At 51.1% G+C, this 13,779-nt stretch carries 8 protein-coding genes; 3 read left to right on the top strand and 5 right to left on the bottom strand.

The window, feature by feature from the left end; genetic code table 11:
* The first annotated feature begins 62 nt into the window (after positions 1-62).
* The gene (locus tag H6G21_RS05010; protein ID WP_206755603.1) at positions 63-833 is read left to right on the top strand and encodes an ABC transporter ATP-binding protein; all 771 of its coding nucleotides are present in this window, start codon (positions 63-65) and stop codon (positions 831-833) included.
* Between the two features lie 372 nt (positions 834-1,205).
* The gene (locus H6G21_RS05005) at positions 1,206-6,737 is read left to right on the top strand and encodes an ATP-binding sensor histidine kinase (protein ID WP_190571145.1); all 5,532 of its coding nucleotides are present in this window, start codon (positions 1,206-1,208) and stop codon (positions 6,735-6,737) included.
* Positions 6,738-6,896: 159 nt separating this feature from the next.
* Here the strand turns inward: H6G21_RS05005 and H6G21_RS05000 are convergent, their stop codons facing one another.
* Complete coding sequence (locus H6G21_RS05000) at positions 6,897-7,310, bottom strand: hypothetical protein (RefSeq protein WP_190571143.1); 414 nt, start codon at positions 7,308-7,310, stop codon at positions 6,897-6,899.
* A 550-nt stretch (positions 7,311-7,860) separates the two neighbouring features.
* On the opposite strand from H6G21_RS05000, the gene H6G21_RS04995 reads away from it, so the two are divergent.
* Positions 7,861-9,672 (top strand): adenylate/guanylate cyclase domain-containing protein, encoded by a 1,812-nt coding sequence (locus H6G21_RS04995; RefSeq protein ID WP_190571141.1) that lies wholly within the window; start codon positions 7,861-7,863, stop codon positions 9,670-9,672.
* A 46-nt stretch (positions 9,673-9,718) separates the two neighbouring features.
* Here H6G21_RS04995 and H6G21_RS04990 read toward each other — a convergent pair whose 3' ends face one another.
* The 4 genes from H6G21_RS04990 to H6G21_RS04975 all read right to left on the bottom strand — a co-directional run bounded on the left by H6G21_RS04990 (position 9,719) and on the right by H6G21_RS04975 (position 13,533).
* A complete protein-coding gene (locus H6G21_RS04990) occupies positions 9,719-10,597 on the bottom strand; it encodes an ABC transporter permease (RefSeq protein WP_190571139.1) in 879 nt (292 codons plus the stop codon).
* A 99-nt stretch (positions 10,598-10,696) separates the two neighbouring features.
* Positions 10,697-11,242, bottom strand: a complete 546-nt coding sequence (locus H6G21_RS04985; protein WP_190571137.1) for a hypothetical protein — start codon at positions 11,240-11,242, stop codon at positions 10,697-10,699.
* Positions 11,243-11,495: 253 nt separating this feature from the next.
* Positions 11,496-12,518, bottom strand: a complete 1,023-nt coding sequence (locus H6G21_RS04980) for an ABC transporter ATP-binding protein (protein ID WP_190571135.1) — start codon at positions 12,516-12,518, stop codon at positions 11,496-11,498.
* A 52-nt stretch (positions 12,519-12,570) separates the two neighbouring features.
* On the bottom strand, positions 12,571-13,533 hold the full coding sequence (locus H6G21_RS04975) for a heme o synthase (RefSeq protein WP_190571133.1): 963 nt from the start codon (positions 13,531-13,533) through the stop codon (positions 12,571-12,573).
* Positions 13,534-13,779 lie beyond the last annotated feature (246 nt).

Raw genomic sequence — 13,779 nt, 5'->3', positions numbered from 1 at the left:
GTGAAGCTAACTCTAGAATCAGTTCTCCCTCTGCTCTGATGCCGCTATCGAGATTTTGACGAATGACAGCGATTGATTTTGACCAAATCCACCGACCTGGGAGCCTTCCTGCGTCTACAGTCACGCCTTGCCGCGAGTCTTTAATTCAAGATGCATTGACCCAAAAGGCGATCGCGGCCTCTGGGGTGAGTATGATCTACCAAACGGGATCTCAGGCGTTCCATGCCCTCAAAAATGCCAACCTGACCATCAATGCTGGTGACATTCAGCTCCTTATGGGGCCTTCAGGATCCGGCAAAACAACTTTGTTGTCAATTCTAGCAGGGATTCTCACCCCGACCGAAGGGCGCGTCTGTCTCTTGGGGGAAGAAATTACGCGGATGTCAAGTCGTCAATTGGCAGAATTTCGTTTGATGAACCTCGGGTTTGTGTTTCAAGGGTTCAACCTGTTTCCCGCGCTCACCGCTTTGGAAAACGTCGAAGTGGCACTGAACTTGAAAGGAATCAAACGGCAGGCTGCCCGTCGCCAAGCGCTGGAACTCCTGGAGCAGGTGGGACTGGGTGACAAGGCTAAAAGTCTACCGCGAGATCTGTCCGGGGGACAAAAGCAACGAGTTGCGATCGCCCGCGCCCTGGCCGGCAATCCAAAACTGATTATGGCCGATGAACCGACCGCCGCCTTAGATTCCCAAAATGGCCATGCGGTGATTCAACTCCTGCGCGATTTGGCGAAAGGGGGGGGCAGAACGGTGCTGATTGTGACCCATGATCCCCGCATTATGGAAGTGGCCGATCGCGTGATTCACCTAGAGGATGGCGTTCTACAAAATTAATTTGTCATGAATTCCTGTTCAGATCCAGTTATTGCTATCCAGAACGGGGGCTCCTGAACGGTACAGCAGACTGGTTCAGACTGAAGGCTGGAGATACTAGGCTGGAGATACGGAGGCTGGGGAATAACGATCTCCCTAGCCTCCTAGGCCGATCCATGACCACCGGGAATTCTGCGTCCTACCCATTTTGTGCCTGACCCAATTTTGCACCTGACCCAATTTTGTACTGAATACCTGTACACCCTACTGTAATTTTACTGAGGAACGAAAAAGTTCCATTTGATAGGCCATAAACTTACTGGGGCAAGCTATTAATGATTAGGTACAACGATCCATGGTTGATTGTGTGCTCGATTGCGCCGAGGTTGTTTGATGCTGGATGCCCCACTGATTGATTGTTCCATTCCAGGGTATTGTCTAGTTGAGCAGGTTTACCAAGTTGCAGGCCAGGTAATTTACCGTGCGATTCGTAACCAGGATCAGGCACCTGTCCTCTTGAAAGCCATTCAAGTGGATTCGATCGCCTATTCAATCATTCATCAATTGAGATATGAGTATGAGGTAAGTCGAAAATTTAGCATCTCGGGCCTTGCCCAGGTGTTGAACCTAGAAATGAGTGAACAATGTCCCCTGCTGGTTTTGGAAGATTTAGGTGGCTACCCTCTAGCCCACTGGATTGAGTCTACAAAATTTTCGTTGGTGGAAATTTTACAGTGGACTGTGAAAGTAGTCGAGACCTTGGGCCAACTCCACCAGCAACACATTATTCACCATAGTTTGGATCCGAATAATATTCTCATTAACCCCACCACCGGAACGGTACAGCTGATTAATCTTGGGATGAATACAGGACTGCCATCGGTTTCAGGCCGTTGGGAGTTGGCCTCCCCGTTTCGGCATGCCCTGATGTACTGCTCTCCTGAACAGACCGGACGCCTCAATCGGGCTGTGGATTATCGAACGGATTTCTATTCGTTAGGGGTGACCCTGTATCAAGTTTTGGCTGGACAACCGCCTTTTCAATCTCAGGATCCCATTGAACTGGTACATTGTCACATTGCTCGCCAACCCGTGCCGCTGCATAAACAAAATCCAGCGATCCCCCTGGGGCTTTCCGCGATCGTCATGAAATTGCTGGCGAAAACCGTGGAAGACCGGTATCAAAGTGCCTATGGCCTGAAGGCGGATCTCAAGCACTGCCTGGAACAACTGATGCAGACAGGCACGATCGTTGAGTTTCCGCTGGCTCAGCACGATCGCTTTACACAGTTCCGCTTTCCCCAAAAACGCTACGGTCGGGATACGGAACTGACTTCACTGTTAGCATCCTTTCAACGGGCTAGCCAAGGCCAGCTGGAATTTGTTCTGGTGTCGGGGGCGGCAGGGGTTGGCAAGTCCTTCCTGGTCCATGAACTCCAACGATCGATTCTGCAAAAACGAGGCTATTTCATCACGGGTAAATTTGATGAATTTCGTCAGGATGTGCCCTATCTTTCCCTGATTCAAGCCTTTCAGGAATTGGTTCGCCAAATTTTGACCGAGAGCGATGCCCAAGTACAGCAATGGCGCGAAAAGCTAGCCCAAGCGATCGGCAACAATAGCCAAATCCTGATTGATGTCATTCCAGAAATCGCCGTTCTTCTAGACAAAACGCCATCGCCGCCAGCCAAACTTGATGCCCTCGAAAGCCAAAACCGATTTCATCGAGTCCTGCAACAATTTCTGCGAATCTTTGCCCAAAAGGATCATCCTTTGGTGATTTTCCTGGATGATCTCCAGTGGGCAGATGCGGCTTCTCTCACCCTGGTGCATCGCTTACTAACGGAGCTTGATCAAGTTTCGTTACTCATTATTGGAGCCTATCGCTCCCAACCAATCCAGGGTAACCATCCCCTCCATCTACTGGCGTCCCTGCCGATTACCCAGGTGTTGGAAGTCCCGCCGCTCCATCTGCCCGATACGGTTCAGTTACTCGCAGATAGTTTTGGGTTAAGTCCTGAATCCATTACCCCCTTTGCGGAGCTGTTATTTAATCGAACCCAAGGCAATCCCTTTTTTCTGAATCAACTGCTGGAATTTCTAGAGAGTGCGCAGTTAATTACCTATGACTATGGGCAGGGCGGTTGGCAGTGGAATTTAAACCAGATTCAGAACTTGGGCATTACCCAAGATGTTGTGGATCTGATGATTGATAAGATTCGACGCTTACCAGTGGTCACGCAACAGTTGCTCAAAGTGGCGGCCTGCATTGGGAATGAGTTTAATTTGGGATTGCTATCCGTGGTGCAGGGTAGCTCCCCCACTGAAACGGCCCAAGGACTTTGGGATGCCTTTCGGGAGGGGCTGCTTTTGCCTGCTAATTTGGGAGCCACGCGATCGCTGGATTGGGAACTGTGGCTGCTCCAAGAGCAACCCGAGGGCATTACCTTTCGCTTTTTGCACGATCGGGTGCAACAGGCGGCCTATTCCCTCCTGCTGCCCACAGAACGTCAAGTCTTCCATCTCAAAGTAGGCCAAGTGTGTCTGCGGCAAATGCTCAGTTTGCGCCAGGATGATCAACTCTTTGAAGTCGTTAACCAACTCAATGCCGGTCGCGATCTGATCCGCACACCGGAAGAACGCTGGCAATTGGCCCACCTCAATTTAGGGGCAGGCAAAAAAGCCAAGTCTGCTGCTGCCTATGAACCGGCTCGCAAATACTTCGCCATGGGGATTGCCCTCCTGCCTCCCAACAGTTGGGAAAATGACTACTCCCTCACCTTTGATCTGCTGAGTGAACAGTTGGAATGTGAATATCTCTGTGGTAACTGGCAAGGGGCGGATGTTGCCTTTAGTACATTGCTTACCCACGCTCGAAGTGACCTGGAACGGGTGGAAGTCTACGCCACGCAAATGGTGCTTTACCTCAGTCAAAATCGGCGATCGGAGGCACTAGAGCTGGGACGGGCGGGCTTGAGCTTGCTAGGGGAAGCCATTCCAGCGGTCATCGATCGCGCAGTCGTTGCAGCCGAACATAACCAGCTCCAACAGTTGCTAGAAGATACCCTCGGCGATCGGGACATTGCCCACCTAGCTAGGCTCTCTCGGGCTCAGGATGCTCAGAATCAAGTCATCATGCAGGTATTGCAATACTTGGCTGCCGCATCGGTGACCCGCGATCGTCTGTTCTATCAGTGGGTCATCTTGCGCATGGTGCAACGAACCTTACGCGAGGGGCTGACGGCCCATTCTGCCTATGGCTGCGTCGCCTATGGCACCATTCTGAGTGCGGCGGAAAACTATCCCACGGCCCACGCCTTTGGCCAAGTTGCCTTGCAAATGAGTGAGCAATTCAATTCCTTGCAAGGGATTACGCAATTTAGCTTTGGGGGATTGCTCGCACACTGGCAACTGTCATTTCTAGACTGCCGAAGATATTTACTGCGGGCGTTCCAGCAGTGCTGTGAAACTGGAGAATTTCTCTACGCCCTCTATTCCCTGGTGCTGCGAGCTGATACCACCCTTATGAGCGGAATCAGTTTAGACAAAGCGGAACAGGATATTCAGCAATCCCAGGAATTTGCAACGCAGCGACGCAGTTCCACGTTTATTAACGATGCGGTGATTAAACAACAGTTTATTCGGAGTTTACAGGGAGCGACCCAGGCGGACGGCAGTTTTAGCGGTGGGGAAATCTCGGAAACCGAACTCTTAAAACAACTGCAACAACCTAACGAACCTCAGAATACCCTCAGCCGATATTACATTTACAAACTCCAAAGTCTGTATTTATTTGAACAGTACGAGGAGGCCCATCCGATCGCGCAAGCCTCAGCACAACTTGTGGATAGCCATTTTGGCGTGGCCATTGCGGTGGAGCATTACTTCTATACCGCGCTCCTGCTGGCAGCCCGCTATCCCCATGGAACAGAGTCTGAGCGATCGCACATCTGGCAAACGCTAGAAGCCCATTGCGGCCAATTTCAGAAATGGGCTGACCATTGTCCTGCCAACTATGGTCATCGCTTCCTCTTGATTCAAGCGGAAATGGCTCAGTTGCAAGGGTTAGATGCGGAAGCAACTACGCTCTACGATCGCGCCATTTTGGCAGCGAACGAACAAGGTTGTTGGGCCATTGAGGCGATCGCCTGTGAACAGGCCGCCAAATATCACCGTCGGCAACACCGATCGCGGATGGCGCGATCGTATTTTCAGGATGCTTGCGCGGCCTATGCTCAATGGGGAGCCACCGCCAAAGTGGTGAAGCTACGGCAGGACTGGCAACAATTAGCCGGGAGCGAACCTCGACGGGATGCGGAAACTTGGTTAAGCGATCGGCTTTTCCCGGAGTCGCCTCAACAACCGTGGAATGCGCGATCGACGCAGACCTTAGACTGGATGACGGTGATCAAAGCGTCCCAAGCCCTCTCCAGTGAGATCGTGTTTAGCAGCTTGATGGAAAAGCTGATGAAAATTGTGATTGAGAACGCAGGAGCTGATCGGGGGCTCTTGGTGGTGCGACGGGATGCTGAACTGAAGATTGAAGCTGAGGGCTATGTGAATGCCCCGTCAGAAGGGGAAGATTGGGAGACGACGATCTCCGAGGGCGATCGCGATCACGCCGGTGATTTATCCCAACGGATGCCCCTCACGCTGATTGCCTACGTGGAACGGACTCACACCACGATCGTCCTAAACCATGCGGCCCTCGACGATCGCTTCGGCGGCGATCCGTACATTCAAGCGCAGCAAACAAAATCCGTTCTGTGCTTCCCGATGGTCTATCAAGGCAAGCTGACGGGAATTTTGTACCTTGAAAACCATTTAACCCTGGGAGCCTTTACCCCCGATCGACTGGCGGTGCTGAAATTGCTCACGGCTCAGGTTGCGATCTCGATCGAAAATGCTAGCCTCTACCGCAATCTTCAGCACTATTCCCAGGAACTTGAACTCCAAAATCAAGCCCTCGCCCAATCTCGGCAGCAGTTACAAGCGCAAACCGAACAGTTAGAGGAGATGCTCAGCAACCTCAAACGCACCCAGGCCCAATTAGTCCAAACGGAAAAACTCTCTAGCTTAGGGCAGTTAATTGCAGGGGTGGCCCACGAAATCAAAAATCCCTTGAACTTTATTGCCGGGAACATTGACTATGCAGACACCTATGTTCAGCAACTTCTCCAGTTGATTCAACTCTATCAAGCGCACTATCCTGAGCCAGCCCCCGCGATCCAAACTGAGATCGACACGATGGATCTCGAGTTTGTGCTAGATGACCTGCAAAAGATTTTTAGTTCGATGCAAATGGGAAGCGAACGCATCCACAATTTAGTGTTTTCCCTGCGCAATTTTTCGCGAACGGACGAACGGGAGGTGCAATCGGTCGATATTCATGAAGGTTTAGAAGGGACGATCCTGATTTTGCAACCCAGACTCAAGGCGACCCAGGAACGGCCTGCGATCCAGCTAGAAAAACACTATGGTGATCTGCCGTTGGTGGAATGCTATCCCAGCCAATTGAATCAGGTCTTTATGAACCTGATTGCCAATGCGATCGATGCGATTGATGAACTCTGTCAACATCGGACGTTTGAAGTCAATCGAACCTTACCGAGTGTGGTTCGGGTAGACACAGAAGTGATTGATCCACAACATATTGCTGTTCGCATTCGCGATAATGGCGCGGGTATGACTGAAGACACTCGGCAACAACTCTTTGCACCCTTTTTTACAACCAAGCCAACGGGCCAAGGGACGGGGCTGGGCCTTTCCATCAGCTACCAAATTGTTGTTGAAAAGCACTCTGGCACATTAAGCTGTGTGTCTGCAATCAATGAAGGGGCAGAATTTACGGTCATTATTCCTATCTACCAGCCCGCCTCGGCTCCATTGCCCAGAAACGCCACAATAGACCTGCGCCCTTCCTAGGAATTGCGGCTGACGATTGGGCTGTTCAACGAGTTGCCAGAAAAATAGACCAAATCCAGAATGGTCATACCAAAATAGTCATGCCAAAAACCCCCAAATTGCGGGACAGCGATTTAGGGATCTCTCGAATCTATAAACAGCGTGCAACGGCTGATGCCCCTAGGGCGTGGGAGAAGACACCGTGGCTGGAGTATCGTTGACCACTGGCGCAGTTACCGTCGGTGCAGGAATCATCAACCCTGGAATTGAATTGGTTGGCTTCTGCAACAACTGCTGCTGTCTCGCCCGAAAGGCAGCCGCAGCATCGTCCACATTTTTCCGCTGCTCGATCGAAACAGAGGCAGGATCCAAATTAGTTTGTCCTTGCATAGCCCGATGGATCAAGTTGAACAAGCCCCGGTTATCCCCTGTGCGATCGGAAAACGGATCACTCACGGTATCCGATTGAAAATCCTTGAGTGGATCCAAGTCCGCAGCGGTTTGTGCCCGGAGAGAAGTATTGCTGATAACCATCAGACCACTGCCCAGCAGGCAACCAAACATCAGACGTGCAAGATGAGGATAGGGTTTCATAGATGTTCTGCAATAGAAACGATGACCAGTCAAGACGTGACCCATAACGAGAATTCTGCCAGGGATGATTCTCACCCGCTTGCTACCTCTATTGTACTGAAGACGCTAGAAGACGAGTGGCATGTCTGGCAAAGAAGGGACACAAAATAGAATTCCTTGAACAAAGACTTTCAACCTCAGTGGAAAAGTTCCTCAGGAAAAGTTCCTGAGAAAGTTCCTGATAAGTGTGAGGAAAACCCCTGTTAATCCCTGAAATATCTTAGAATCTGGAGATCCCTAATATTTTACTCTTTATTAATTGACGAGCTTTCTCAATTACCCTTGTATTCGTACCCTTGTATTGGTCGAGTCATTCATTTGCTGAGTATTTGCCGAAGACATAGCCCCGGTTATGCCCTAGGCTTCCCTTAAACTTGGAGGATTGCTCGCACCGTTGTAGGGCGTTTTAGGTTATTGATGTAAAAGATTGGGAAAGAGAGCAATGGGTTGCGCCAAATAGTGAAGAGTATTTTGCTGAGGGGAATGCAATGCTGGTTTGTGACATGCTCCTATGCCCTACTCCGATTCTCCTTCTGATCTCAACCTATCGCATCCGCCCAACCTGCATTTGTCACCGGCGATCGTCTATTATCTGCGCAAGCTTCTGCACCAAAACCTCGATCGGCTAGAACCCATCATCACCCAGGCATCCGGTGATATTGTGGATCCGTTGAGCGATCTGAATCTGGTGATTGAACAACTTTGGCGAGATCCCACGGTGCTGAACGCTAAAGTTAAACATTTAGAGCATTTGAGTCTCCTGCATCAGACATTGAGCAGTGCAACCACCCGCCATGCGCAGCAACTGCGCCAGGTCGAACGGGAAATTTTTCAGTTATTAGGCTTTCGGCAAATTGAAAATCAGCATTATCGAGCAACGATTCTTTTAATTGATGATCTAGAAACAGAACTTTTATTGCTGTCCACTGCCTTGAAGAAACATGCCTACCGAGTGTTAACCGCGATGGATGGGCAGAGGGCGATCGCGATCGCCCTTCAGGAACAGCCTGATCTGATTGCCTTGGATATTAAAATCCCAGGAATGAATGGCTATGACATTTGTACCCAGCTCAAACAAAATCCTAAAACCCAAGATATTCCTGTGCTGTTTATGAGCGGAATTTATGATGCTCAAGGCAAGGTTCGCGCCTTTGAAGTGGGTGGTGTTGATTTCATCAGTAAGCCTTTCCATGTAGAAGAGGTGCTGGCGCGGGTCAATCATCAATTAAATCTGCGGGAATTACAAAAACGATTGGAGGATCAAAATGTTCGAGTCCAACAGGAACTCCAGGAACGCAGAAAGTTAGAAGAACGCTATCGCCATATGATCGAACATTCGATCGATGGTATTTTTCAAACCGCTCCCGATGGACATTTTCTGACGGTCAATCCTGCGCTGGCTGAAATTTATGGCTATGATTCTCCCGAGGAACTCATGGTCTCGATTACGGATATTGGAACACAGCTCTATATTCAATCGGGACGGCGGGAAGGCATCAAAACTTATCTGCAACAGCATGGCCAAGTCTTGGGTGCGGAGTCGCGTGTGCGCCGTAAGGATGGCCGCAAAATTTGGATTTCTGAGAATATTCGATCGGTCAAAGATAGCCGTGGGCAGTTGCTCTACTATGAGGGCACGGTGCGTGACATTACCGAACGGCGGCGCTTGGAGTCAACGATCTACCATCAGCGCAAACAAACGGAGCGAATTTTACAAAGTATTTTGCCGAAGTCGATCGCTGAACGCTTAAAGCATAGCCCCCAAACGATCGCCGATAGTTTTGACGAAGTCTCGGTTTTATTTGCCGATATTGACAATTTCACTGCTTTTTCCAGTCGTATTCCCCCCACGGAACAGGTTAAATTATTAAACCAATTGTTTACTGAATTCGATCGACTTTCAGAACAGTTAAAGCTAGAAAAAATTAAGACAATTCGGGATGTGTATTTCGTAGCAGCGGGGGTGCCGGAACCTAAAGCGGATCATGCGGAAGCGATCGCGGAGATGGCCTTGGGGATGCAATCGATCGCTGCTGCCTTACAGGAGCGCTTGGGGGAACCCTTACAAATTCGGGTGGGGATCAGCAGTGGCCCTGTGGTAGCTGGGGTGTTGGGTAAAACCAAGTTCACCTACGATCTCTGGGGGGATCCGGTCAACCTAGCCAGCCGGATGCAATCCAACGGTCTACCGGGCAGGATCCAAGTGACTCCGGAGATCTATGCTCGCCTACACGATCGCTACTGCTTTGAACCCCGTGAGGTCATGCAGATTCAGGGCGTGGGAGAAGTCATGACCTATTGGTTAACGGGACGCATTGCTTAACAGGACGCAAGGGCAAGCCCGCTGCTGAGCCGGGGGTTGCTGACGATTAGCCCAGCGATCGCTTCAGCAGGGGTTGAATTGCCACGATCGACACCGTTGCAAATCCCAACAATCCCGCGACACAGACCCACAACGAAACATCTCCCCAAGGCGCTTGCATGACAATATCACTCCAATGCCATTGGGGCTGGAGATAGAGATGGCGAATGGGTTCGATCGCGTAACTGAGGGGGTTGGCAGCGGCGATCGCCTGTAACCAAGTGGGCATAAACGCTAATGGAGCCAGGGCGGTACTGGCAAACAAGAGGGGCAAATTGACCACCAATAACACAGCAATTAATTCAATATGGCCCGGTAGCGCAAAGGCCAGCCCCAGGGAGAGTGCTGTGACTGCAACGACCAGCAGGGCCAGAATGAGCAGCATCAGCCCCAATCCAGACAGCGTTGGAAATCCCGCCCCCAGAAAACCGCTCACTACAATAATCGCCACGGTTTGAATCAAACTCATCGCCATAATAAACAGCGCAGAAGCCCCCACGATCGACAGCCGAGAGGCCAACGGTGCAACCAGGAGTCGATTCAGAAAGCCAAACTCGCGATCGAACATCACAGGCAAGCCGGAATTTAAGGCTCCGCTAAAGGCAGTAAAAACGATTACGCCTGCACCAAGGAACTGACCATAGGCCAGGGAATTCCCCAGAAAATCCTGGGGCGCATTCTGAAACAGTGCACCAAACAAAATCAGCCACATCAACGGCTGCACGACCCCTGCGACTAATGTGGACGGGCGGCGCTTGAGTTGGATGAATAACCGCCGGGTTAGGGCCAGGGTCTCCTGGGCAAAATCACCCAGGGTTGCTGGGGAGGAGGTAGCCGGTTGGCTTGGAGTCGGAGGGGTAACGGGGGAAAGGATGGACTGACTCATAGAACCCTTACTAAAACAATTTCAGAACAGACATGAAAAGGTTAGTCGATGAAGCAGTTCGCAGATGCGCTAAGACTTCATGCGTTAAGACTTCATGCGTTAAGACCTCAGATGACGGGTTTGATGGAAGATCAACCCGCCGGAACAAGCACCAAAAATAGAACTTAAGGCCATGCTGTAGGAGATACAAGACCAAAATCCCGTCGGAAGCACCGAGTCCCGATCGCCCGGTGCCCCGATGGTCTTGAAATGATGGTAAGCCAACCCACTCGCGATCGCCACAAAAAGCCAAGCGCCAAGGGAACCCACGATCGCCCAACGATGGGCCGATCGACGACGCTGCGATCGAATCCAGATATAGGTCATGGATCCCAGGAGTCCCCCGACGGCTAACCCGGATAGGGGCATGATTTGGAAAGTGAGCCATTCCAGGCCAACAACCATTAAGCCCCCCGTCAACAATGCTGTGCTCAACCAAGCCGTTAAAGCACTCAAAAACGTGACCAACATCAGTTGATAGGTGCGCAAGGGCTGTGACACTGCAAAACCCACAACAACACCTGTCATCAAGCTGGCCAATAACCCCATGACCAGCATCATCCAAAGCTCAATGTGCACTGCCAAGGTCTGGTTCAGATATCCCATGAAAGTCTCACGCCAGAGGGAGGAGGATCGAAGATAGATACACAGTTGCTTTTTGTCACTAGCATCATATCATCCATCTACATACCCCTGTTTCTCGCATTTCGTGGATAGACCGGGAAATTGGCATTAGTTTCCAAGGGTTTAGTTGCCAATAGCCGAGTTCCCCGGGCTGAGTTTTCAAGAGCTGAGTTTTCAAGAGCTGAGTTGCCAAGAGTGTTGCTGGATCCTAAGCACTCTCGGTCGGCTAAACCGGCTAACGGCGCATGGCTTGTTTGCGCTCGGCCTTGGGATCACGACGACCGATCGCCGCTAATTCTGCATCCATGAGGGTCTGGCCGGTGGCGGCTAGGTAGACATCATCGAGGCTCGGCTTGGATTGGGCCAAGCTAAACAGCGGCAGTCCGGCCTGGTGCAGGGTGGATTGTACCAGGGCTAGGGCATCGGGCCGGGAGTCTACGACTAAATTGAGGGAATTTCCCTGCCCAGCGTTAATCACGACACTATGAATCCAGGGAAGGGTGGTCAAGAGTGCTTGAGCTTGCTCGGCTTCTGCGATCGCAGTAAATTCCCGCAGTTTGAGGGTAATGCGATCGCCGCCTAGTTGGTGTTTTAAACGGGTGGGCGTGTCTGCGGCAATGACGATCCCGCGATCGAGAATGGCGACACGATTGGCGAGGGCATCAACTTCTTCTAGGTAGTGGCTGGTTAGGACGATCGTCATTCCCTGCTGCTGAAGCTGCTGCAAAAACTGCCAAACCACGGTGCGACTTTCGATATCCAAGCCGACGGTGGGTTCATCCAGGACTAAGACTTCGGGTCGATGCAGTAAGCCAGCAGCCAGATCGAGTCGCTTTTTGAGCCCGCCGGAATAACTGCCAATCAAGCGATCGGCCCATTCATCCAGGCCGAGTAAAGCGAGCACTTCGTTGACGCGATCGGCGATTTGGGCCGGGGGGAGGTGGTACAACGCAGCTTGTAGCTCTAATAGCTCCCGTCCCGTCAGCAGCTTATCTAAGGCCACTTCCTGGGCAACGTACCCCAATTTTTGCCGCACGGCACGGGGCTGATGCAAGGCGGAGAACCCCATCACCTCGATCGTCCCTGCATCGGGCTGCATCAGGGTACAGAGACAGCGTAGAGTCGTGGTTTTCCCCGCTCCATTGGGGCCTAGAATGCCAAAAATCTCCCCAGACTGGATTTCTAGGGAGATATCTTGAACGGCGGTGACATCGCCGTAGCGTTTTTGTAAATTTTGAATGGAAATAGCAGTTGTCATGGATCGATCGTTACCTAGAGGGTTCCCGTGACGCTATCTCCATTCTAGATCCCTAGGCGGGGAAGAAGGGTTGTACGTAGGCTAGGATGGTTTGATCCAAGTGCTGCACGATCGGGAGACTATCCACCACCATGCCTGCACAGAGCAACATCATGTAGAGAATGGAATATTTAAACACCGATCGGGCCGTGAAATAGTCTCCGGGGGTTTGAATCAGTTCCCAAGATTTCTTGACAAACAGAATCCCTAAAGCTAGAGCAATCACTGCGTAGGTCGCCCCCATCACACCCAAGGGATAGGTTAAGACCAACGTTGTGGGAATTAAGGCCAATGTGTAGTAGAGGATTTCCCGGCTGGTAAATTCATTCCCGGCGACAACGGGTAGCATGGGAACTTTGACGATCGCGTAGTCTTCGCGAATCATCATTGCCAACGCCCAGAAGTGGGGGGGAGTCCATAGGAAAATGATGGCAAAGAGAATCCAAGCAGTAATACTTAAGTCGCCAGTTACCGCAGCCCAACCGACGAGGGGTGGAATGGCTCCGGCTGCTCCTCCGATGACAATATTTTGAGTGCTGTAGCGCTTGAGAAAATGGGTGTAAATCAAGACATAGAAAACAATGCCTGACATCGCCAAGCAAGCACTCAGCAAATTCGCAAAGGTCGCTAATAGACCAAAGGACAGGGTGGTTAAGACCCCTGCAAAAATGATGGCATCTCGGGGACTCACGCGGCCTGAGGGGAGCGGTCGGTTGCGAGTGCGCTCCATGATGGTGTCAATATCTCGATCGTAGAGACAGTTAATCGTGTTGGCCGCACCAGATGCAAAGGCTCCGCTGAGAAGCGTGATTAAGGCTAAGCGAGGATCTACCTGACCATGGGCTGCAATCCACATACTGCCCGCCGTTGTAATCAGGAGAAGCAAAATAATTCGTGGCTTAGTGAGTTGAATATAACTTTGGATCACTTGTCGCCAATCGCGATTGAGAGGCAGTGTCGTAAGGGTATCTTGCATAAATCCTGGCGTAAGAGAGATAGGAAACAATCGTTCGTCAGCAAAGAACGGAGTGTACGGCGAGAACTTCAGTGGCCAACTCAGGCAACACGTTCAGGAAGCCCCCGGAGGTCATAACACCCAGGCTCGCGATCGCTTGAATCAGTCACTTGAATCAGTCGCTTGAATCAGTCGCTTGAATCAGTCGCTTGAATCAGTCGATGAATGACCATTCATGGAAGGGCTAAACGAACGGGGGAAACATGA

The organism is Alkalinema sp. FACHB-956 (assembly GCF_014697025.1).
GTDB lineage: Bacteria > Cyanobacteriota > Cyanobacteriia > Leptolyngbyales > Leptolyngbyaceae > Alkalinema.
This window is presented reverse-complemented; position numbering and strand designations above follow the sequence as displayed.

What these genes read in the sequence shown, in the direction of transcription:
- H6G21_RS05010 (WP_206755603.1), top strand. Translation starts at nt 63, where the DNA reads ATGACAGCGATTGATTTTGACCAAATCCACCGACCTGGGAGCCTTCCT.
- H6G21_RS05005 (WP_190571145.1), top strand. Translation starts at nt 1,206, where the DNA reads ATGCTGGATGCCCCACTGATTGATTGTTCCATTCCAGGGTATTGTCTA.
- H6G21_RS05000 (WP_190571143.1), bottom strand. Translation starts at nt 7,310, where the DNA reads ATGAAACCCTATCCTCATCTTGCACGTCTGATGTTTGGTTGCCTGCTG.
- H6G21_RS04995 (WP_190571141.1), top strand. Translation starts at nt 7,861, where the DNA reads ATGCCCTACTCCGATTCTCCTTCTGATCTCAACCTATCGCATCCGCCC.
- H6G21_RS04990 (WP_190571139.1), bottom strand. Translation starts at nt 10,597, where the DNA reads ATGAGTCAGTCCATCCTTTCCCCCGTTACCCCTCCGACTCCAAGCCAA.
- H6G21_RS04985 (WP_190571137.1), bottom strand. Translation starts at nt 11,242, where the DNA reads ATGGGATATCTGAACCAGACCTTGGCAGTGCACATTGAGCTTTGGATG.
- H6G21_RS04980 (WP_190571135.1), bottom strand. Translation starts at nt 12,518, where the DNA reads ATGACAACTGCTATTTCCATTCAAAATTTACAAAAACGCTACGGCGAT.
- H6G21_RS04975 (WP_190571133.1), bottom strand. Translation starts at nt 13,533, where the DNA reads ATGCAAGATACCCTTACGACACTGCCTCTCAATCGCGATTGGCGACAA.